Annotated in this window: 15 protein-coding genes; 10 read left to right on the plus strand and 5 right to left on the minus strand. The window is 71.2% G+C overall.

Translation table 11 applies throughout. The annotated features are described in order from the left end of the window. Positions 1 to 40: 40 nt before the first annotated feature. Together P1P70_RS18860 and P1P70_RS18865 are read right to left on the minus strand one after the other, a co-directional pair. Entirely contained in the window at positions 41 to 667 is a 627-nt protein-coding gene (locus P1P70_RS18860) for a hypothetical protein (protein ID WP_319239050.1), read from the minus strand. Positions 668 to 924: 257 nt separating this feature from the next. After that, on the minus strand, positions 925 to 3,105 hold the full coding sequence (locus P1P70_RS18865) for a RecQ family ATP-dependent DNA helicase (RefSeq protein ID WP_319239051.1): 2,181 nt from the start codon (positions 3,103 to 3,105) through the stop codon (positions 925 to 927). A gap of 133 nt (positions 3,106 to 3,238) precedes the next feature. On the opposite strand from P1P70_RS18865, the gene P1P70_RS18870 reads away from it, so the two are divergent. From P1P70_RS18870 to P1P70_RS18900, 7 genes are all read left to right on the plus strand, one after another. Continuing rightward, positions 3,239 to 4,837, plus strand: a complete 1,599-nt coding sequence (locus P1P70_RS18870; RefSeq protein ID WP_319239054.1) for a DUF4192 domain-containing protein — start codon at positions 3,239 to 3,241, stop codon at positions 4,835 to 4,837. Between the two features lie 561 nt (positions 4,838 to 5,398). Further along, complete coding sequence (locus P1P70_RS18875) at positions 5,399 to 7,267, plus strand: glycogen debranching N-terminal domain-containing protein (protein ID WP_319239057.1); 1,869 nt, start codon at positions 5,399 to 5,401, stop codon at positions 7,265 to 7,267. A gap of 152 nt (positions 7,268 to 7,419) precedes the next feature. Beyond that, positions 7,420 to 8,178 carry an NUDIX hydrolase gene (locus tag P1P70_RS18880; RefSeq protein WP_005481548.1) on the plus strand — a complete coding sequence of 253 codons (759 nt, stop codon included), beginning with the start codon at positions 7,420 to 7,422 and terminating at the stop codon, positions 8,176 to 8,178. Positions 8,179 to 8,282: 104 nt separating this feature from the next. Further along, a complete protein-coding gene (locus tag P1P70_RS18885) occupies positions 8,283 to 10,358 on the plus strand; it encodes an ATP-binding cassette domain-containing protein (RefSeq protein WP_319239060.1) in 2,076 nt (691 codons plus the stop codon). A gap of 185 nt (positions 10,359 to 10,543) precedes the next feature. Beyond that, positions 10,544 to 11,431, plus strand: coding sequence for a FadR/GntR family transcriptional regulator (locus tag P1P70_RS18890; RefSeq protein WP_319239062.1), 888 nt, complete (start codon positions 10,544 to 10,546; stop codon positions 11,429 to 11,431). A gap of 634 nt (positions 11,432 to 12,065) precedes the next feature. Beyond that, positions 12,066 to 13,610: an RNA polymerase sigma factor gene (locus tag P1P70_RS18895; protein WP_319239065.1), complete on the plus strand. Its 1,545-nt coding sequence runs from the start codon at positions 12,066 to 12,068 to the stop codon at positions 13,608 to 13,610. A gap of 144 nt (positions 13,611 to 13,754) precedes the next feature. Next, a complete protein-coding gene (locus P1P70_RS18900; RefSeq protein WP_319239067.1) occupies positions 13,755 to 14,570 on the plus strand; it encodes a serine protease in 816 nt (271 codons plus the stop codon). A gap of 137 nt (positions 14,571 to 14,707) precedes the next feature. On the opposite strand, the gene P1P70_RS18905 is transcribed toward P1P70_RS18900, so the two are convergent. Then, positions 14,708 to 14,938 (minus strand): hypothetical protein, encoded by a 231-nt coding sequence (locus P1P70_RS18905; protein ID WP_013000244.1) that lies wholly within the window; start codon positions 14,936 to 14,938, stop codon positions 14,708 to 14,710. Between the two features lie 477 nt (positions 14,939 to 15,415). On the opposite strand from P1P70_RS18905, the gene P1P70_RS18910 reads away from it, so the two are divergent. The 3 genes from P1P70_RS18910 to P1P70_RS18920 all read left to right on the plus strand — a co-directional run bounded on the left by P1P70_RS18910 (position 15,416) and on the right by P1P70_RS18920 (position 19,854). Then, positions 15,416 to 17,536: a DNA topoisomerase IV subunit B gene (locus tag P1P70_RS18910; protein WP_319239070.1), complete on the plus strand. Its 2,121-nt coding sequence runs from the start codon at positions 15,416 to 15,418 to the stop codon at positions 17,534 to 17,536. A gap of 186 nt (positions 17,537 to 17,722) precedes the next feature. Further along, positions 17,723 to 18,265: a DUF485 domain-containing protein gene (locus P1P70_RS18915; RefSeq protein WP_319239073.1), complete on the plus strand. Its 543-nt coding sequence runs from the start codon at positions 17,723 to 17,725 to the stop codon at positions 18,263 to 18,265. Continuing rightward, positions 18,262 to 19,854: a cation acetate symporter gene (locus tag P1P70_RS18920; RefSeq protein ID WP_319239076.1), complete on the plus strand. Its 1,593-nt coding sequence runs from the start codon at positions 18,262 to 18,264 to the stop codon at positions 19,852 to 19,854. The genes P1P70_RS18915 and P1P70_RS18920 overlap by 4 nt, the downstream gene beginning before the upstream one ends. Before the next feature lie 70 nt (positions 19,855 to 19,924). Here P1P70_RS18920 and P1P70_RS18925 read toward each other — a convergent pair whose 3' ends face one another. Both P1P70_RS18925 and P1P70_RS18930 read right to left on the minus strand, forming a co-directional pair. Beyond that, on the minus strand, positions 19,925 to 20,605 hold the full coding sequence (locus P1P70_RS18925; RefSeq protein WP_319239079.1) for a response regulator: 681 nt from the start codon (positions 20,603 to 20,605) through the stop codon (positions 19,925 to 19,927). Further along, positions 20,602 to 22,230: a sensor histidine kinase gene (locus P1P70_RS18930; RefSeq protein WP_319239083.1), complete on the minus strand. Its 1,629-nt coding sequence runs from the start codon at positions 22,228 to 22,230 to the stop codon at positions 20,602 to 20,604. The genes P1P70_RS18925 and P1P70_RS18930 overlap by 4 nt, the downstream gene beginning before the upstream one ends. Between the last annotated feature and the right edge of the window lie 107 nt (positions 22,231 to 22,337).

A 22,337-nucleotide genomic window follows, 5' to 3' on the forward strand; every position in this document is an offset into this window, starting at 1 on the left:
GGTCTCGGAGGGGTGCCGAAGCGGCCCCAAGGGCAGCGGCTCAGCGCGCCGCGGCGCGCCGCAGTACCTCCGACGCGACGCCACCGGTACGAGGCATGGGCGGCGGCGCGACGGCCGTGGCGAAGGGCTCGGCCGGTGAGTCCGCGTGGGGACGACGCCCCCCTCGGCCCTCGCCGAGAACCTGCCAGCCGTCACGTGTCAGCGTGATGTACGCCCCGCAGCGCAGCCCGTGAAGTGTGCAGGCGTCCCGCAGCCCCCACATCCACGCACCGTCCTCCTCCGTCCAACGCGCGTCACCGTCACGGCAGTAGAGCAGCACAGCCGTGCGCACCGGGGTACGCCGGCGCAGATCATGCGGAATGACCCGGCGCAGCTGCGCGAGGAGCGCGTTGCGGAACATCCACCCGTCGGCCGGGGCCGGACGCCGGATGAACGAGGCACTCGCCCTCAACCGCTCGTCCGGATCCAGGACGGCGATCACCGCCGTCGCGGGCCGGGGCTGATGCCGCGCGTGCAGCCCGCTGACCACCTCCCGGGGATTGCGGAGCAGCGGAATCCCGGCGGCGGCCCATTCCGCGGGCTCGAGCAACCGGTTGGCGGAAGTGGCGGAGAGGTCGGCAGAGGTCGACACGGAAGCCGCCGAGGACGGAGCGAATCCGAAGGTCACGATCCTCCCTTCGGCTACGCGCCCACACAGCGGGCGGGGGTCGGACTTGGGGGAGCGCACGCCGCAGCAGAAGCCCTACCGATTCACGAGTGGGCCGTGCGGGGAGCGGACTCCAATTCTTCCTGGCGAACTTGGTTGCGGCAACGAGCAATTGGGGCCACTGACAGTTTTGTGGTGATCCACCGCTTATATCCCTGCGCATAGGGCGCGTCCTCAACGCCCAAGCGGCACGGGGTTCACGCGCGGTTGACGGTCGGTCACCCCCGGACGGCGAGTACGAGCGGCAACACCCCCTGTGCGCCCGCGCGCCGGAGCACGCGCGCGGCGACCGCGAGGGTCCAGCCGGTCTCCGTGGCGTCGTCGACCAGCAGGACGGGCCCGCCTGCCTTCTCCAGCGCGGCGGCCAGTTCAGGTGGCACGGTGAGTGCCCCGTCGAGTGCCTTGAGGCGTTGTGCGCTGTTGCTCCGGGTGACCTGAGAAACCGCGCCGGTGTACGCCACCGAGCCCAGCAGGGGAAGGCGGCCGATCTCGGCGATCCGCGCGCCGAGGGTACCGATCAACTGCGGCCGTGTACGGGATGCCATGGTGACGACACCCACCGGGCGGGGCTGTGCGTCGGCCTGGCCGGAGGCCCAGCCGCCGGGGCCCTTCGCCCAGTCGGCCAGTACGGCTACCACCGCCTTGGCCACATCGTCCGGAACCGGCCCGTCAGGGGCTTGGGGCGCGAGCATCGGCCGCAGTCGGTTGCCCCAGCCGATGTCCGACAGACGCCCCAACGCTCGCCCCGGGGCCGCCTGTTCACCGGCGGAGATGCGCCCCTTCAGTTGCACGCCGACGGCCGGTAGCCCGGTCGGCCACATCTTGCGGGGCTCGACCTCGACCCCGGCCCGTCCCAGCTCGCCGCGCGCCGCGTCCAGCGCCGCCGAGGAGACGGAGTCCGCGAACCTGGGCTTCGCGCAGGTGTCGCAACGCCCGCACGGCCCGGCCTCCTCGTCGTCCAACTGCCGTCGCAGGAATTCCATCCGGCAGCCCGTCGTCGTGACGTAGTCGCGCATGGCCTGTTGTTCTGCCGCGCGCTGCTTGGCGACCCAGGCGTAGCGCTCGGTGTCGTATGCCCAGGGGACGCCGGTCGAGACCCAGCCGCCCTGGACACGGCGGACCGCGCCGTCCACGTCGAGGACCTTCAGCATCGTCTCCAACCGGGAGCGCCGCAGCTCGACCAGCGGCTCGAGAGCGGGCAGGGAGAGCGGTCGCTCCGCGTGTGCCAGGACGTCCAGGGTCCGGCGCACCTGCTCCTCCGGTGGGAAGGCGACCGAGGCGAAGTACTCCCAGATCGCCTGGTCCTCCTTGCCGGGCAGCAGCAGCACCTCGGCGTGCTCGACACCACGGCCCGCGCGCCCCACCTGCTGGTAGTAGGCGATGGGGGACGACGGCGAACCCAGGTGCACCACGAAGCCCAGGTCGGGCTTGTCGAAGCCCATCCCCAGAGCGGAGGTGGCGACCAGGGCCTTGACCCGGTTGGCGAGGAGGTCCTCCTCGGCCTGCTGCCGGTCGGCGTTCTCCGTCTTGCCGGTGTACGACGTCACGGTGTGCCCGCACTGGCGGAGGAACGCGGTGACCTCCTCGGCGGCGGCCACCGTGAGCGTGTAGATGATCCCGGAGCCCGGCAACTCGTCCAGGTGATCGGCGAGCCAGGCCATCCGGTGGGCGGCGTCCGGCAGTTCGAGCACACCGAGGCTCAGGCTCTCCCGGTCCAGCGGCCCGCGCAGAACCAGGGCGTCCGTGCCTCCGCCCGTGCCCAGTTGCTCCGCCACGTCGGCCGTCACGCGCGCGTTGGCCGTCGCCGTCGTCGCGAGCACCGGTACACCCGCCGGCAGATCGGCGAGCATGGTGCGCAGCCGGCGGTAGTCGGGGCGGAAGTCATGACCCCAGTCCGAGATGCAGTGTGCCTCGTCGACCACGAGCAGCCCGGTCGCGGCAGCCAGCTCGGGCAGGACCTGGTCACGGAAGTCCGGGTTGTTGAGCCGCTCCGGGCTGACCAGGAGCACGTCGACCGTGCCCGCGGTGACCTCCTGACGGATGGTGTCCCACTCCTCGGTGTTCGACGAGTTGATCGTCCGCGCGTGAATACCCGCGCGGGCGGCCGCCTCCACCTGGTTGCGCATGAGGGCGAGGAGCGGGGAGACGATGACCGTGGGGCCGGCGCCCCACTCGCGCAGCAGCGCGGTCGCGACGAAGTACACCGCGGACTTGCCCCAGCCCGTGCGCTGCACCACCAGGGCTCTGCGCTGCTGCGCGACGAGCGCCTCGATGGCGTGCCACTGGTCCTCGCGCAGTCGCGCGGCGCCCGCCGGCGCACCGACGAGGCGGGCGAGCACGGCGTCGGCGGCCGTACGCAGATCCTGGCGGTCCGTGGAGGGCATGTCTTCGTCGCTCATGGCCCCATGCAACCCGATGCCTCGGACATCGCGCGAACGAGCGGGGTGAACTGTGGACAGCTTCTGACGTGGTCATGGTCGGACTTATCCACAGGGCAAAGCGGAATCTCAAGATCCGCGAGATGGTCACCGCATGACGAATCACAGCGAAGCAGCCGGGACCTCCGGCAACAGTGACATCAGCGGTCAGAACGAATGCGGCCCCAAGAGCGAGTCCTCCGCCTACCAGGGGCACGCAGCGATCACCGGACCGCCCGACGGGCAGCAGGTCACCCTCCGCACCCCGGCCGAACTTGCCGACGCCCTGCCCTACCTGCTCGGGTATCGACCCGAGGACAGCATCGTCCTCGTCGCCCTGCACGACCGGGACGCCCGAGGACGGTTCGGCGGGCGCGCACGGCTGGGCATTCCGGCCCAGACGGACGACTGGCCGTCCGTGGCCCAGCAACTGGCTCATGGACTGGTGACCGGAAGTGAGCGTCGCGGAGCCAGGCCGGAGAGCATGGTCGCCTTCCTCTGCCAGGACCCGGCGAGCGGTGAGTCGCCGCGCGACGTCATGGAACGCCTGCGGCCCCTCGCCCAACTGCTGCGCAGGGCCTGCGGCACCCTGGACGTCCCGGTGGTCGAGGCGCTGTGCATCTCGGAGGGTCGCTTCTGGTCGTACTGCTGTCCCGGCAACGGGTGTTGCTCCTTCGACGGAGAACCGATGGGGCTGCCGGGCACCTCCGTGCTGGCCGCCGCCGCGACCTACGCCGGCCTCCAGGTGCGCGGAACGCTGAAAGAGATGAGGGCCAGGCTGCTGCCGTGGGAGACCGCAGCCGCGCTGCAGCAGGAGGCGGCCCTCGACGCCGCGCAGTCCGCGCTCGTCCCCCGCATCCTGCATGCGGAGAGTCGCGCGGACGTGGCCGAGGAGACCCTCGCCGTGGCGCAGCGCGCCATCGGGCGACTGGCCGCCGCTCCGGCCGTGTCCGGAACGCTGGACGCGGACCTGTACGACGACGAGCTCGTCGGCCACGTCGACGCGGCCACACTGATTCTCGGACTCCAGGACCGCGCCACCCGCGACCGTGCCGCCGAATGGATGGAAGGCGACGAAGCAGCCCCGGCCCTCCGGCTCTGGCGCGCCCTTGCCCGCCGCTGCGTCGGTCCCTACGGCGAGCACGCCGCCGCCCCGCTCACGCTCGTGGGCTGGGTCGCCTGGTCCTCGGGCGACGAGCTGGAGGCCCGCGAGGCCTTGGCCATGGCCCTCGCCGCAGACCCCGACTACCTCTTCGCCCGTCTCCTGCACCAGGCCTGCAACGAAGGCCTCGACCCCGAATCCATTCGCCGCTGCCTGCGCGCCGAGCGCAAGGGACGCGGCCAGGCGCCGGACCCTGGCAATGCCAGTGCCAGTGCCAGTGCCAGTGCCAGTGCCAGTGCGAGTGCGAGTGCCGGTGCCGGTGGGGGCATTGCCGACGAGGAGCCCCCTTCCGAGGAGCGCCCGGTCACGCAGTCGGCCTCGACCGAGCCCTGCGTCGCGACCGGCCCCCGGCGCCGACGCAGGTCACACCCAGGAGGAAGCGCTGACGCCCGCACCTTGCGGCGATCCGGCGCCGCTCACGCCCGCCGATCGCACTCCGCTGCCGGCAACGCACCCGCCGACCGACGACCGGGGAGCAGGGCCGACGGCGCGAGCGCTCGGGCGCGGGCGCGCCGCGGTGGCGGCGGGCAGCCCACCGAGGGGGAGACGTGAGCGCGCCGACCCGGCACCGGGCGTGGAGGGCGGTGCTGTTCTGGTTCGGGGCGTATCTGAGCGCGCTGTTCCCCTTCCACGCCCACGCAGACACCTCGCCGAGCCGCCGGCCGCTCGGCTTCCCGGGCCAGGGGCGTGACCCGGAGCGGAGCCGCTCCGTTCACCTGAGTGGCGGTACCCATGGCCTGGCCTCGCCGCCGTCGCACCCCGTCCCTCTCCGGCTCCCCACCTGGTGCCGAGCGCACCCCACGCGCGCCGAAGACAGAAGAAGCCACCCATGCCCCTGCCCTCCAAGCCCGATGCCGACGAAGCCCCGTCCTTCCTCCTGCCGGCCCAGCCCTCCGTCCGGGCCCGTGACGAGGGAACCGGCGCTCCACATACCGACGTCCGCGGTCCGCTGCCTCGCGTGGCCGGCTCACGTCCAGCGGTCCGGAGTGCCCCGGCGCCCGCCGTGCCCGGCGCCGGCCGCTCGACCGGGCTGGCGCACCCAGCCACCGGAAGCCCTTCGCCCCCGCATGCGTCGCCCTGCCGGGCCTCGCGATCTCGACGCAGCAGGGCCAGTTGAACGGCCGAGGACTGGAGGGCTTCTACCGTGCTGGACGGCGCATGCTCTCCCGCTGCCAGGTGAGGGTGGCAGGACGGGAGCCGCTCGCCGTGCAGGCGCGGATGATCTCCGCCGACCGAGCCAGGTTCATGGGGACACTGCGCGTGTCGGCCGAGGCCGGGCCGGACCCGGACGTCGTGGTCGAGCGCACACGGTATGCGGACGGCACCGAGCGGATCACCCTGCACAGCACGGCCCGCCGCCCAATGCGCCTGCCAGTCGAGGTGTCCTTGGGGACGGATCTCGCTGAACTGGGCGCCGTCGCCTCCGGCAGGGCCGGCCCGGAACTGCCGGCGAGCGTGCACGACTCCGGCCTCCGGTGGTCGAGCGCGCAAGGGCACTCCACGGTGACCGCGCATCCGCCGCCCGCCGACGCCCTGGCCTCCGCGGGGCTGCTGCGCTGGGAGTTGGAGCTGCCGCCCGGCGGGACCCGGAGCGTGGAGCTGCGGGTACGACCGGACGGCGCGGGTCCCATCAGACCCGTGGGGCGGGGGCCCACAAGCCCTCTCTCCCAGGCCCGGGCGGCGGGCGACGACCGGACGGCTCAGCCCTTGCTGCACACCTGTCTGGAGGACCTCGAAGCCCTGCTGCTGCGCGACCCGAAGAACCCCACGGACACCCACCTCGCGGCGGGCGCGCCCTGGCGCTGCGGCATGTCCCCCGCCGACGCCCTGGTCGCGGCCAGGATGACCCTGCCCCTCGGCACCCGGCTCGCCCTGGGCACACTGCGCACCCTCGCCCGCACCCAACTCGTGGGCCGGGAAACACAGTCCGGCATGATCCCGGGCCCTCGGCGGGACGCGGGCCCGCATCTGCCGCCGGGCTGCACCGGCACCGAGGCGACCCTCCTGTTCCCCGTGCTCCTCGCGGAGGCCAGGAGATGGGGACTCCCCGAGCACGAGACGGAGGAGATGTTGCCCGCGGCCGAGCGGTGCCTGCGGTGGCTGCGGGGCGCCGTCGGAAGCGGTGTCTATCTGCCCGACCCACGCCCGGGGGGACCGCTGCGTTGCGAGACCCAGGCCCACGCCCACCGGGCCGCGCTGCTGGGCGCGGATCTTCTCGACGCGTACGGCCGACCGGGCGGGGCCGAGCTGAGGGATTGGGCCGGAGACCTGCGGGCCCGGTTCGCGGGGGACTTCTGGATCGAGGACCGGGGCGGCGGCAGACCCGCGGCCGCCCGCACCCCGGACGGGCGTGTCGTGCCGCACCTGGGAGCCGGTGCCGCCCACCTCCTCGACACCGGGCTGCTCGGCGCAGGGGAACAGGCGCCGGGACTTCTCGACAAGGTACGGACCGAACAGCTCGCGCGGCTGCTCGGAGGACCGGCCATGGACTCGGGGTGGGGATTGCGGAGCCTGGGGGCGAAGGAAGCGGGATACAACCCCTTCGGCCATCGCAGTGGCGCCGTGCGCGTGCAGGAGACGGCGATCGCGGTCGCGGGGCTCGCGGCCGCGGGGTACGAGAAGGAGGCGAGCGCGCTTCTGCGGGGGGTGCTGGCGGCGGCGGAGAGCTTCGACCGTCGGCTGCCCGAGATGTACGCGGGGGAGCAGCGGACAGCGGGGAGTGCCCCGCTGCCCCACCCCGCCTCCTGCAGACCGGCCGCGACGGCGGCGGCCGCAGGGGTGCTGCTGCTCACCACCCTCGTCGGAATCCGTCCCGACGCTCCAGCCGGGACGGTGACCCTGCGGCCGGTGCGCAGCGCGCCGCTGGGGGAGATCGGCATGACGGGACTGCGCGTCGCGGGCGCCCCCTTCGCCGTACGTGTCAGCAGGCTGGGGCTCGCGATGGTCGAGGAGGCGGCCGACGGGCTGCAGTTGGGCGTGTGACGCTCTGTGACGTGCGAGGGAACGGTTCGCGGTGCCCGGAGCACGGTGACGGCGGCCGGTCCGAAAGATCGGTCACGGACAGAAGTGGATCAAGTGGGGAAGCGACTGGTGAGGGGAGTGTTTATCGTCAGGCAGACGACTATGATCGCGGCATGCCCTACGACCCGTCGGACTACCCGCCCTTCGCTGTCACCGTGGACCTGGTCGTACTGACCGTCCGTCGCCATGCGCTCTGCGCTCTGACGGTACGACGGGGCGAGCAGCCGTTCCAGGGACGGTGGGCGTTGCCCGGTGGCTTCGTCCGGCCGGATGAGGATCTGTCGCAGGCGGCGGCGCGGGAGCTGGCGGAGGAGACCGGGCTGACCGCCCACGAACCGTCCGAGCCCGCGCAGGACAACGGTGCGCACCTGGAGCAGTTGGCGACCTACGGTGACCCGAAGCGCGACCCGAGGATGAGGGTCGTCAGCGTCGCCCACCTCGCCCTCGCCCCGGACCTGCCCGCACCCCGGCCGGGAGGGGACGCCAACAGCGCACGCTGGGCGCCCGTGGAGGAACTGCTGGAGCAGGGTGGTTACGGGCGTGACGGCGAGCCGGTGGCGCCGTTGGCCTTCGATCACGCGCAGATCCTCGCGGACGGGGTGGAGCGCGCCCGCTCCAAGATCGAGTACTCCTCACTGGCCACGGCCTTCTGCCCGCCGGAGTTCACGGTCGGCGAGTTGCGGCGTGTCTACGAGGCGGTGTGGGGAGTGGCCCTGGATCCGCGCAACTTCCATCGCAAGGTGACGGGTACGCCAGGGTTCCTGGTGCCCACCGGCGGTACCACCACGCGGCAGGGCGGCCGTCCCGCCCAGCTCTTCCGCGCCGGCGGTGCCACCCTCCTCAACCCGCCGATGCTGCGTCCGGAGGTCTGACACGCGCGCGGCCGGAGCCGTCTGCGCCGCGTTCGGCTGCCTTGGTCGTGCGGTGAACCTCAGGGTGCCCGAAAAAACGGACATACCGCGCTATCTTGCCTAGGGTGATCCAGGCCATCGGATTGACCAGCAATCCTCGCAAGGAGTTCCCGCCCGCCGTCGACGATGTGTCCTTCGAGGCGCACTCCGGTCGTGTCACCGCACTCCTCGGGGCCCCCGGAGCGGGCAAGTCGACAGCGCTGAAACTCATGCTCGAACTCCAACAGGGCCGTGGCGTCGCCTATTTCAGGGGGCGTCCCCTGCACCGCATCGCCCACCCCTCGCGCGAGGTCGGCGTGCTCCTCGGCGATGTGCCCGGCCATCCGGCCCGCACGGTCCGAGGGCACCTGCGCATGCTCTGCGCGGCCGCGGGGCTGCCCACGCGGCGGGCCGACGAAGTTCTGGAGGTCGTGGGTCTGGTCAGTCTGTGCGAGGCGCGGCTGAGCACGCTCTCGCGGGGCATGGACCGGCGCCTCGGCCTGGCCTGTGCCCTGCTGTCCGACCCGCACACCCTCGTGCTGGACGAGCCGGTCGGCGGTCTGGCCGTCCGTGAAGGCCGGTGGCTGCACGGGATCATGCGGGCGCACACAAATCAGGGCGGCACGGTTCTGTTCACCACCTGCGACCCCAAGGAGGCCGCGCGGACCGCCGACCGGGTCCTCACCCTCGACCAGGGCAGACTCGTCGCCGACCAGGAGGTCGCGGACTTCTCCCGGACCCGGCTCCGCCCCAGGGTCGCCGTCCGCACCCCGTACGCCGCCCGGCTCGAGGCGCTGCTCACCAAAGAGGCCCGCACGGCGCGGCGTTCCGTGGAGATCGTGTCGGAGGGAGGCAACCGGCTGTCGGTGTACGGCAGTACGTGCGCGGAGGTCGGTGAGGTCGCGTTCCGGCACGGCATCCTCGTACACCAACTCGCGGACGAGGTCGGGGACATGGGGCCCGTGTCGCGGATGCCGCCGGTGGCCGTCGAGGACGATCCGGAGTGGGCCGAGGGCGCGTCCGACTCGGTCCGGGAGACCCGGGGGCTGATCGAGGCACACCGTACGGCTGCCGAGAGGTCCCGGGCGATCGCGTTCGAGGCCGTGAGCGAGTCGCGAACCCCGGCGTCGGTCCACAGCGCGGCGGAGGGCGACCCCGAGCCCCGAGCCGCCCGAACCTCCCTCGCGACCGATGCCGACCCCTCCACCCTCGCGCCGCAATCCTCGCGGCACCCGTCCGATGCCGACCCGTCCGATGCCCACTCGTCCGATGCCGACTCTCCCGATCCCGACACCGCGCCGCCGCCGTCCCTCGCCCACACGCCCGGGACGGGCCCGCTGTCGCCTTCGACGCCACTGCCGACGCTCCCGCCGCCCATCGCCGTGCGGTCGGCGCCGAGCCCGCTGCGTCCGCTGCGGTACGAACTGCGGCGGGCGGGCGGCGTCGGTACCACGTACGTCACCGCCGCGGCCGTGCTCGTCACCTCCGCCCTCATGGCGGTGATCCTGGCCAGGATCGGGCACACTCCGCAGCCCCGGCTGCTGGCCGCGTGGCCGCGGGAGCTGCCGCTGCCGCCCGCCGCGGTCGGCGCGGGGCTGCTCGGGGCCATCGCCTTCGGCGACGAGTTCCGTCACCCCGCTCTGGCCGCGGACCGTGGCACCGTGCCCCGTCGCCTGGGTCTGCTGGTCGCGAAGCTTCTCGTCGCGGCGGCCGCCGCGCTGTTGCTGGCGGTCCTCGCCGTCGGCTGCGACCTCGAAGTGCTGTACCTCGTCTACGGGCCGGAACTCATCTCCGTCCCCGCCGACTGGCTGCCGCTAGGTGCGAGTTGGGTGGGGCTCGTCGTGGGGTGCGCCTGGGCCGGAGTCCTCGCGGCGGGGGTCTTCCGTTCCACGTCCGCAGGGCTGGCCGCCGTGGTCGCCGTGCCCCTCCTCGTCGTGCCCCTGTTGCAGAAGGCGTTGGAGGGATCGTCCGTGCGCAGTGCGATCGGGTTTCCGATGCGGCTGCGCGAGCTCGCGCTGGTGCAGTGGCCGTTCGGGGGTGGGCGCTATCTGGAAGCGGTGGCACGGGCGGTCGTCCAACCCGTGGGCGGGGCGCTGCTGTTGTCGCTGACCGCGCTCCTGGGCGCCTACGTGCTCACGAACCTGCGGGGCCGGGTCCGCTGATGATCGTCGTCATCCTTTCGTGCTCACTGTCCGTGCCCTTCCGTCGACGCAATGCGCGCAACTCCTCGTAGAACGCCCATTTCTTTCCGATAAGGCGTCAATTGCGACGGGGTGAGCGATCACCCTTTCGTGTGCTTTTCACCAAAGACCTCAAGGGAGTTGAGAACGCAGCCGACAAAGGATGCGTGAGTACCCTTGCGCACACCATGATGACCGCCGCCCGCTCCGCCGACTCCGGCCTCGCAGGACCGGGCGAACTCCACCGCTACCCCTACGCCGAGCACCCCGGTGTCGACCGCGTAGGCCTCCCCGCCTGGGACGGCGCGGACCCCGAGCTGGGGCGCGTGGGCCGACGCGCTGCCGGGAGCCGCGGACGCGGACTGCACGGCCAACTCGTCCAGCAACTCGGCCAGATGATCGTCTCCGGGGACCTGGGCGCGGATCGCCCTCTCGTGCCCGAGGAGATCGGCCAGCGGTTCGAGGTCTCCCGCACCGTCGTCCGTGAATCCCTGCGCGTCCTGGAGGCCAAGGGCCTGGTCAGCGCCCGGCCCAACGTCGGCACACGCGTCCGTCCCGTCAGCGACTGGAACCTGCTCGACCCGGACATCATCGAATGGCGGGCCTTCGGCCCGCAGCGTGACGACCAGCGACGCGAGCTCAGCGAACTGCGCTGGACGATCGAGCCGCTCGCCGCCCGCCTCGCCGCAGGGCACGGCCGGGACGACATCCAGCAGCGTCTCGGCGACATGGTCGAGCTCATGGGGCATGCCATGGCCCAGGGCGACCCGCTGACCTTCTCGCGCGCGGACGCCGAGTTCCACTCGCTGCTCATCCAGGTCGCGGGCAACCGCATGCTGGAGCACCTCTCCGGGATCGTCTCCGCGGCTCTCCAGGTCTCCGGCGGGCCGGTCACCGGATGTGACCGGCCGACCGAGTCGACGCTGGTGCACCACGGCCGCATCGTCGACGCGCTCGCCGCGGGCGACGGAGGGGCGGCCGAGGCGGCCATGCGTCAACTGCTCACCGTCCACCCCGAGGTGGAACGTGTGGTGCCCGCGCCGCGCGAGCACTGAGGGCGCCCGGAGCGGGACAAGGGCGGCGCGGCCGGGCTGTAGGCCCCTTCCGCGGACGTGGCGTCGCTCGACCGGCGAACCCGTGCCGCCGGGCCGATGGGGCCCGGTGAACCCGTGCCGCCGGGCCCCATCGAATCCTCACGGGATTCGGCGGGGTCCGGCGGCGCGACGCCGGGGTGTCAGGGCGGCCCGTCATGCCGGGGCGCCGGTCTCGTCCCGGCCGGGTCGGTGGGCCGGGGGGTGTTGTGTCCCCGGCGTGGCGCGTGTTCCCTGGGAGGGGCCCGAGTCCCACCGAGGGCGGTGATCCACATCGATGAGTTCATTCGGGAATCGTTCGGGTACCCGTCCGAACAGAACCGGTTGTGGCCTTGATCGATTACCTCTGGCAGTGTCTGACCGCTTTTGAGTGCTTACGGGGTGTGACTCGGGCCACGCAGATTGGGCGTAACGCTCGTGGGAGCAGCGCGATGACCTAAGAGGTGACAGCCGCGGAGGGAATACGGACGCCGTTCACGGCGCTGTGCCTCTTCCCGGCCCCCGCCCGCACCGTCGGCCCACTCCCAAGCCGGTGGTCGGCTCCTGTCCGCAGTGGACGGGGCCGGAAGCCGTTTTCCAACGTTCCGAGAGGTTGTTCGTGTCGGCCAGCACATCCCGTACGCTCCCGCCGGAGATCGCCGAGTCCGTCTCTGTCATGGCGCTCATTGAGCGGGGAAAGGCTGAGGGGCAGATCGCCGGCGACGATGTGCGTCGGGCCTTCGAAGCTGACCAGATTCCGGCCACTCAGTGGAAGAACGTACTGCGCAGCCTCAACCAGATCCTCGAGGAAGAGGGTGTGACGCTGATGGTCAGTGCCGCGGAGCCCAAGCGCACCCGAAAGAGCGTCGCAGCGAAGAGTCCGGCCAAGCGCACCGCCACCAAGACGGTCGCGGCGAAGACGGTGACCACCAAGAAGGCCACCGCGACAGCCGCCCCCGCGGTGCCCGCGGCCGATGCCTCCGCCGAGGACGCCGCACCCGCCAAGAAGGCCGCCGCCAAGAAGGCGGTCGCCAAGAAGGCGGCCCCCGCCAAGAAGACCGTCGCCGCCAAGAAGACGGCGGCCAAGAAGACGACCGCCAAGAAGGACGACGCGGAGCTCGTCGACGAAGAGGTCCTCGAGGAAACCCCCGGCGGCAAGCCCGGTGAGGAGCCCGAGGGCACCGAGAACGCCGGTTTCGTGCTGTCCGACGAGGACGAGGACGACGCGCCCGCCCAGCAGGTCGCGGCCGCCGGCGCCACCGCCGACCCGGTCAAGGACTACCTCAAGCAGATCGGCAAGGTCCCCCTGCTCAACGCCGAGCAGGAGGTCGAGCTCGCCAAGCGCATCGAGGCCGGTCTGTTCGCCGAGGACAAGCTGGCCAACGCGGACAAGCTCGCCCCCAAGCTCAAGCGCGAGCTGGAGATCATCGCCGAGGACGGCCGCCGCGCCAAGAACCACCTCCTGGAGGCCAACCTCCGTCTGGTGGTCTCCCTGGCCAAGCGCTACACCGGCCGCGGCATGCTCTTCCTGGACCTGATCCAGGAAGGCAACCTCGGTCTGATCCGCGCGGTCGAGAAGTTCGACTACACCAAGGGCTACAAGTTCTCCACGTACGCCACCTGGTGGATCCGTCAGGCGATCACCCGCGCCATGGCCGACCAGGCCCGCACCATCCGTATCCCGGTGCACATGGTCGAGGTCATCAACAAGCTGGCGCGTGTGCAGCGCCAGATGCTCCAGGACCTGGGCCGCGAGCCCACCCCGGAGGAGCTGGCCAAGGAACTCGACATGACCCCCGAGAAGGTCATCGAGGTCCAGAAGTACGGCCGCGAGCCCATCTCCCTGCACACCCCGCTGGGCGAGGACGGCGACAGCGAGTTCGGTGACCTCATCGAGGACTCCGAGGCCGTCGTCCCGGCCGACGCGGTCAGCTTCACGCTCCTGCAGGAGCAGCTGCACTCGGTGCTCGACACGCTCTCCGAGCGCGAGGCGGGCGTCGTCTCCATGCGTTTCGGTCTCACCGACGGTCAGCCGAAGACCCTCGACGAGATCGGCAAGGTGTACGGCGTCACGCGTGAGCGTATCCGCCAGATCGAGTCCAAGACGATGTCGAAGCTGCGTCACCCGTCCCGCTCGCAGGTCCTGCGCGACTACCTCGACTAGGGCAGCGCGCCACCGGCTCGCGTGTCGGTCCGAAGGCCCGGTTCCCTCGAAGGAGCCGGGCCTTCGGCGTGTGTGCGGCATGCGAAAGCCGATCTGGTGGATCACTCTGGGTGTGCCATCCAAGACCCGGAGTGAGGAGCGCGCATGCGTCGATCGTTCGCCCGACTGCTGGCCGTCGCGGCCACCACGGCCGTCATACCGCTGGTGTCACCGCCACCGGCGACGGCCGAGGTCGTCATCGGCGGTCATCCGGTCGAGATCTCCCAGGCGCCCTGGACGGTGGCGCTGTCCAGTCGTGACCGGTTCGGGGGTACGCGGGCCGGGCAGTTCTGCGGCGGTGTGGTGGTCGGTCCCACGACGGTGCTGACGGCCGCCCACTGCCTGAGCGAGGGCGTCCTGGGAGGCCCGCCGGAACGTGTCCCCGATCTGCGGGTCATCGCCGGTCGCGCCGAACTGCAGTCGGCCGAGGGGGAGGAGATCCCGGTGAGCGGCGCCTGGGTCAATCCCGAGTACGACCCCTATACGAACGCGGGGGACTTCGCGGTGGTCACCCTCGCCGCACCGCTGCCCAAGAGCTCCGTCATCGCACTGGCGGGCGCCGGGGACGCGGCGTACGCGCCGGGCACGCCGGCCGCGGTCTACGGCTGGGGGGACACCACGGGCGCCGGGGACTACACACAGGGCCTGCGGGCCGCCTCGGTGCAGGTGCTGGCCGACGCCGCCTGCGAGCGGGCCTATCCGGGCAGTGTGGAAGGCCGGTACCAGCCCGACTCCATGGTGTGCGCCGGGGAGCAGAACGGCGGCCGGGACGCCTGTCAGGGGGACAGCGGAGGGCCGCTGGTCGCCCGGGGGAAGCTGATCGGCCTCGTGTCGTGGGGCAGCGGCTGCGGTATCGCCGGGAACCCCGGCGTCTACACCAGGGGCTCGTACGTGGCCCGGGTGCTGGCGGAAAGCCGCTGAGGCGGCGCTGAGCCGCCGTACGCGGCGCACCCAACGGGGTGGCCGCACGAGAGCGGGCGGCCACCCCGTTGGGTACGGGAGTGGCCGCCCGGTCACCGGCCTCGAGCCGGTGGCGGCTCGTCGTCAGGTGCGAAGCGTCAGCGCTCGTCCTCTTCTGCGGTCGCGGGAGCGGCCGTGAGCCGCTCCGTCTCGTCCTGTATCTCCGCGGCGATCTTCTTGAGCTCCGGCTCGAACTTGCGGCCGTGGTGGGCGCAGAACAGCAGCTCTCCACCGCTCAGCAGGACGACGCGCAGATAGGCCTGGGCGCCGCAGCGGTCGCATCGGTCAGCGGCCGTCAGCGGGGTCGCGGGGGTCAGAACAGTAGTCACGTCGCCTCTTCTCTAGCTCGACGAGCTGTCGTACCAGGGTCAACATCCAACCAGGCCGAAAACGTTCCCGCTCGCGGCTTTAACTCGAAAAAATCTTTCCGGGCCGGCTGTCTGCTGCCGGTTGGCGGCGAATGGGCCGTAGTGCGTGTCTTCGTGTCGTACGGGTTCGCGCTGTCTGTCAGTGGTTCTTCGGTGGTTCTGGCGGTTGTTCTTTCGGTTGTACGGTCCTCCCGGCTGGGTTGCCGGTGTTCATGAGGACGTGCCCGGAGCCTAAATGGTTCATGCCTGGAAGGGAACGTGATATGTACTTCACCCCATCGAGGGATCGAACGTGTATGCGACTCTGGACTACTCTGAGATTCGGACGAGGGTGGCGTTACAACGGCTCTACCAGGCCTCGGTACCCTCGGACCGGCAACAGAGCCCGGCCCCTTACCCCAAAGGGCCGCACCTGAAATTCAGCGAGGAGCGAACCGCGTGACCGCCGATACGTCCGTGCCGTCCACAGCGCTGCTGACCGGAGCAGACCGGGACGGTTCCAACTACACCGCGCGGCACCTGCTCGTCCTCGAGGGGCTCGAGGCCGTGCGGAAGCGCCCCGGCATGTACATCGGCTCGACCGACAGTCGAGGCCTGATGCACTGCCTCTGGGAGATCATCGACAACTCCGTGGACGAGGCCCTCGGGGGCTACTGCGACCACATCGAGGTGATCCTCCACGACGACGCCTCCGTGGAGGTGCGGGACAACGGCCGCGGCATCCCGGTCGACGTCGAGCCCAAGACCGGCCTGTCCGGCGTCGAGGTCGTCATGACCAAGCTGCACGCCGGCGGCAAGTTCGGCGGCGGTTCGTACGCGGCCTCCGGTGGTCTGCACGGCGTGGGCGCCTCCGTGGTGAACGCGCTCTCCGCCCGCCTGGACGTCGAGGTCGACCGCAACGGCAGCACCCACGCCATCAGCTTCCGGCGCGGCGTGCCCGGCGCCTTCGCGGGCAACGGCCCGGACGCCAAGTTCGAGACCGGCAGCCTGCGCAAGGGCAAGCGGATCCCGAAGACGCGCACCGGCACGCGCGTGCGCTACTGGGCCGACCGCCAGATCTTCCTCAAGGATGCCAAGCTCTCCCTGGAGAACCTGCACCAGCGCGCCCGGCAGACCGCCTTCCTCGTGCCCGGCCTGACGATCGTCGTCCGGGATGAGTTCGGCCTCGGCGAGGGCGGCAGCAAGGGCGAGGAGTCGTTCCGCTTCGACGGCGGCATCAGCGAGTTCTGCGAGTACCTGGCCTCCGACAAGCCCGTCTGCGACGTCCTCCGCTTCTCCGGACAGGGCACCTTCAGGGAAACCGTGCCCGTCCTGGACGAGCACGGTCAGATGACGCCCACGCAGGTCACCCGCGAGCTCGGCGTCGATGTCGCCATGCGCTGGGGCACCGGCTACGACACCACGCTCAAGTCGTTCGTGAACATCATCGCCACCCCCAAGGGCGGTACCCATGTCGCGGGCTTCGAACAGGCCGTGGCCACCACGATGAACGAGGTGCTGCGCGCCAAGAAGATGCTGCGCGTCGCCGAGGACGACATCGTCAAGGACGACGCCCTCGAAGGCCTCACCGCCGTCGTCACCGTGCGCCTCGCCGAACCGCAGTTCGAGGGCCAGACCAAGGAGGTCCTCGGCACCTCTGCGGCCCGCCGCATCGTGACGCAGGTGGTCGCCAAGGAGCTCAAGGCGTTCCTGACCTCGACCAAGCGAGACGCCGCCGCCCAGGCGCGGGTCGTCATGGAGAAGGCTGTCGCGGCCGCCCGTACCCGTATCGCCGCACGTCAGCACAAGGACGCGCAGCGTCGGAAGACGGCGCTGGAGTCGTCGTCACTGCCGGCCAAGCTCGCCGACTGCCGCAGCGACGACGTGGAGCGCAGCGAGCTGTTCATCGTCGAGGGGGACTCGGCGCTCGGTACGGCCAAGCTCGCTCGGAACTCCGAGTTCCAGGCGCTGCTGCCGATCCGGGGCAAGATCCTCAACGTCCAGAAGTCGTCCGTGACCGACATGCTCAAGAACGCCGAGTGCGGCGCGATCATCCAGGTCATAGGGGCGGGCTCGGGGCGCACCTTCGACATCGACGCGGCCCGCTACGGCAAGATCATCATGATGACCGACGCCGATGTCGACGGGTCGCACATCCGGTGTCTGCTGTTGACGCTCTTCCAGCGGTACATGCGGCCGATGGTCGAGGCGGGACGTGTCTTCGCGGCGGTGCCCCCGCTGCACCGGATCGAACTTGTCCAGCCCAAGAAGGGGCAGGACAAGTACGTCTACACGTACTCGGACCGTGAGCTGCGCGACAGGCTGCTGGAGTTCCAGAGCAAGAACATCCGCTACAAGGACTCCATCCAGCGCTACAAGGGCCTCGGCGAGATGGACGCCGACCAACTGGCGGAAACCACGATGGACCCGCGGCACCGCACGCTGCGGCGGATCAACCTGTCGGACCTGGAAGCGGCCGAGCAGGTCTTCGACCTGCTGATGGGGAACGACGTCGCACCGCGCAAGGAGTTCATCTCCAGCTCGGCGGCGACGTTGGACCGGTCGCGCATCGACGCGTAGCCGCCGCACCACGCCGGGCCGGGGCAGGTGCCCCGGCCCGGCGTGGCGCGTCCGGTCGGGCCTGTACGCGGACCCGGTGGGTGTCTTGTGCCGCAGGTGCGGGAGGCTGGCCGGGGTTTCACCTGATGGGGTGAACAATCGTGAAGAGGTGCGTCAGGGGTCATTCCGTTCTGTCCATGCTTGGGCATGCAGTCAAGCACCGGCCGTCCCCGTCGACGCGGGGGTGGTTCTGAGAGCCCGGTTGAGCAGCACGAGGGGCACGGCCTCGCCAGCGCGGACGTGCGGTTCGACGATCCCTGGTACGACGCGCTGGCCTCCGGCTGGGGGGAGTTGGACGGCGCGGGCGGGCCGGACCCCGTCACGGCCGACGCGCAGGAGGACCGGAACGAGGGTGCGGCGGACGTCTATCTGGAGGTCCAGCGGAGCGCGGCCTTCCAGGAGGTGCGCAGTCGATACCGCAGGTTCGTGATCCCGGGTGTAGCCGTCTTCTTCACCTGGTACGTGGCCTACGTCGTGGCGGCGACCACCGCACCGGGGCTGATGGCACGGCCGGTGGCGGGCTCGGTGAACGTGGCGATGCTGGCGGGGCTCGGGCAGTTCCTCACGACGTTCCTGTTCACCTGGGCGTACGCGCGTCACGCGAGGCTGCGCCGGGACCGGGCGGCACTCGATCTGCGCTGGGACACCCAGGAGTTGACGCGCGGTATCCGAGGGGGTGCGTCGCGGTGACCGCCGACCATCAGACGCTGGCGCTGGTGCTGTTCAGCGCGTTCGTGGCGGTCACGTTGGGCATCACGACCTGGGTGAGCCGCCATCGGCACGGCTCCGCCGAGGAGTTCTACGCCGGAGGGCGGCTCTTCTCGCCCATGGAGAATGGTTTTGCCATCGCGGGCGACTACATGTCCGCCGCGTCCTTCCTCGGCATCTCCGGCCTCATCGCGCTCTTCGGGTACGACGGACTGCTCTACTCCGTGGGCTTCCTGGTCGCTTGGCTCGTGGTGCTGTTCCTGGTGGCCGAACTGGTGCGCAACTGCGGGCGGTTCACGCTCGCCGACGTCGTCGCGGCGCGGATGAGCGAACGGCCGGTGCGGATCGCCGCGGGAACTTCCTCGGTGACCGTGTCCGTTCTGTATCTGGTGGCGCAGATGGTGGGAGCGGGCACTCTCGTGGCGCTGCTGCTGGGAGGAGAGAGCGAGGCGGCGCAGACCTGGACGGTCATCGGGGTCGGTGCGCTCATGGTCGTCTACGTGTCGCTGGGAGGGATGCGGGCCACCACCTGGATCCAGATCGTGAAAGCGGTCCTGTTGATGGGCGGGGCGATCGCCCTGACCGTGCTCGTCCTGGTGCGGTTCCACGGCGACTTCGACCAGTTGCTGCGGACGGCGGCCGAGCGCAGTGGACACGGCGACGCGTTCCTCGCGCCCGGACTGCGGTACGGCGGCGACTGGATCGCGCGGTTCGACTTCATCAGCCTCGGGCTCGCTCTGGTGCTGGGCACGGCCGGGCTGCCGCACATCCTGTCGCGCTTCTACACCGTGCCCACGGCGCGGGCCGCACGCCGCTCGGTCGTCTGGTCGATCGGTCTCATCGGCGGCTTCTACCTGATGACGATCGTGCTGGGCTTCGGCGCGGCCGCCATCGTCGGGCCGGAGGCCGTGCGGGGCTCCAACGCCGCCGGGAACACCGCGGTGCCGCTGCTGGCCCTGGACCTGGGCGGTGGCGCCGACTCCACCGGCGGAACGGTTCTGTTCGCGATCGTCGCAGCCATCGCCTTCGCCACGATCCTCGCGGTCGTCGCCGGCATCACTCTCGCGTCGTCGGCGTCCGTCGCCCATGACCTGTACGCGTCGCTGCGGCGCAGGCGTTCGAAGCCGCACAGCGAGGTCGCGGTGGCGCGCACGGCCGCCGTCGGTATCGGCGTGGTCGCGATCGCGCTCGGGCTGCTGGCCAAGGACCTCAACGTGGCCTTCCTGGTCGGCCTGGCCTTTGCGGTAGCCGCCTCCGCCAACCTGCCCGTTCTGCTGTACTCGCTGTTCTGGCGGGGGTTCACCACCCGAGGGGCGGTGTGGTCCGTGTACGGCGGACTGATCCCCTCCGTGGTCCTCGTGCTGCTGTCGCCGGTGGTCTCGGGGAGCGCCGACTCGCTGTTCCCCGGCGTCGACTTCCAGTACTTCCCGTTGCAGAACCCCGGTCTTGTCTCCATCCCGTTGGGCTTCCTCGCCGGCTGGCTCGGCACGGTCACCTCGGCGGAGCCGCCTGACGAGGCGAAGCACGCGGAGACCGAGGTGCGCTCGCTCACGGGAGCGGGGGCGGTGTGAGCGCTTTGCGGTGCCCGACAAGCACGGCACGCCTTGAGGCTTCGTCGGAGAAGCGTGTGCCGAAGGTCCCTCAGGAGCGCGTCGCCCACTCGTAGCGGTGTTCCGGGCGGCCGGCCTCGCCGTACTTGAGGGTCAGCCGGGCCCGTCCCGTGCGTTCCAGGAGCTTCAGGTAGCGCTGGGCGGTCTGGCGGCTCAGCCCGGTCCGCTCGGCGATCTCCTGGGCGGACAGCGCGCCCTCGGCGGTCATCAGAGCACGGCGCACGAGTTCGGTGGTGGTGGCGGAGTGCCCCTTGGGCAGGTCCGGCTCGCCGCCCGCCGAGAGCGCGCCGAAGATCCGGTCGACCTCGGCCTGTTCCGCCTCACCGCCGCCGTCCAGGGTGCGCCGCAGTTCCGCGTACGCCTCCAGCTTCGCCCGCAGTCCGGCGAACGCGAACGGTTTCACCAGGTACTGGAGCGCTCCCTGACGCATCGCGGCCTGGACGGTCGAGACGTCACGGGCCGCCGTCACCATGATCACGTCGGTCTCGTGACCCCGGCGACGCATCTCCTGGACGACCGCGAGGCCCGTGTCGTCGGGCAGATAGTGGTCCAGGAGGACCAGGTCCACGTGGGGCGACGTCTCCAACAGGTGCAGCGCCTCCGCCGCGTTGTGGGCCACGCCGGCGACGTGGAAACCGGCGACCTTCTCCACGTAGGCGGCGTTGACGCGGGCGACTCTGATGTCGTCGTCCACGATCAGGACCTCGATCATCGCGACTCCTTGTCGGCGCCGGTGACGGCGGCTTCGGTTTCCTGCTGCGGGCCCGGCTCGGCGAGTGCGTCGGGCAGGACGACGGTGAACTCCGCGCCCCCGCCCTCCGCCTCGCCCACCTGGGCGCTTCCTCCCTGCCGCTCGGCGAGCCGGCGCACCAGGGAGAGCCCGATGCCGCGTTCGCGATGGGCCGGGCGCGTCTTGGTGGACCAGCCGTCCGCGAAGATCAACTCCCGTTTGTCGGGCGGGACGCCGGGGCCCGTGTCCCGCACCCGGAGGATCGCCGTGCGGCCCTCGGCGCGCAGATCGACCTCCACGCGCGCGTGCGGCGTACCCGCGACGGCGTCCAGGGCGTTGTCGACGAGGTTGCCGACCACGGTGACCAACCCTCGGGGGTCGATCAGGCGGTCCGGCAGCATCGTGCCGCCCGCGACCGACAGGGCCACCCCGCGCTCGGCCGCGACGGTCGCCTTGCCGACCAGCACCGCGGCCAGCAGCGGATCGTGGATCTTCTCGGTGACCTGCTCGGCGGTCGCACGGTGGTCGCCGACCACCTCGCCGACGAACTCCACGGCCTCGTCGTACATCTCCAGTTCGAGCAGGCCGAGGAGCGTGTGCATCCGGTTGGCGTGCTCGTGGTCCTGGGCACGCAGGGCGTCCGTCAGGCCGCGCGTGGAGTCGAGTTCACGGCCCAGCTGCTCCAACTCGGTGCGGTCGCGGAGGGTCGCGACGGCGCCGCCGTCGTCCGTGGGCATGCGGTTGGCGACCAGTACGCGGTGGCCGCGCACGGTCAGCAGATCGGTGCCCGTGACGCGGCCGGCCAGCACATCGGTCGTGCGGCCAGGGCCGAGCGCGTCGTCGAGGGACCTGCCGACCGCCTCGTCACCGATCCCGAGCAAGCGTCGTGCCTCGTCGTTGAGGAGGCGCACGCGCCCGGCGCGGTCGAGGGCGACCACGCCCTCCCGGATGCCGTGCAGCATCGCCTCGCGCTCCGCCAGCAGCCCCGCGATGTCGGAGAACGCCAGGTCACGGGTCTGGCGGTGAACCCGCCGGGAGATCAGGTACGCGGCCAGCGCCCCGACCGCCATGGCCCCGCCGGCGTACGCCAGGAGCCCGGGGATCGCGTGGATCAGCCGGGCGCGCACATTGTCGTACTCGATCCCCACCGAGACGGCGCCCACGATCTTCCCGTCGGCGTCGCGCAGTGGCACCTTGCCCCGAGCCGAGCGCCCCAGGGTTCCCGAGTCGATCTCCATGACCTCGTTGCCGGCGAGGGCGCGGCGTGGGTCGGTGGAGACGAGCCCGCCGATCTCCGTCGGATCCGGGTGCGACCAGCGCACGCCGTCGCGGTCCATCACGACCACGTACTCGGCCCCGCTAGCCTTCCGGATCCGCTCCGCCTCGACCTGCACGGGGCCGTTCACGGACGGTTTCGTCGAGACCAGGTCCTCTACGATCTGCGGCTGGACCGCCGTGGTCTGGGCTATGGCGAGGGCCCGGCGCATCGCCTGGTCGTCCAACTGTTCGCTGAGCGGAGCGAGGAACAGCCCCGTCGCGAGGACGGCGACACCGGCGGCGATCGCCACCTGCATCAGCAGGACCTGCGAGAACACCCGCCGCGGCATACCGAGACGCAGGCGGCGTGCGGGGGGAGTGGGGGCCCAGTGTCGTCTACACAACTGAACCAGCCCGACAAAGGACTCTGTGGAAACACGAGGTGGCCCCCAGACAA

It is taken from the genome of Streptomyces sp. MB09-02B (genome assembly GCF_033794485.1).
In the GTDB taxonomy this organism is placed as follows: domain Bacteria; phylum Actinomycetota; class Actinomycetes; order Streptomycetales; family Streptomycetaceae; genus Streptomyces.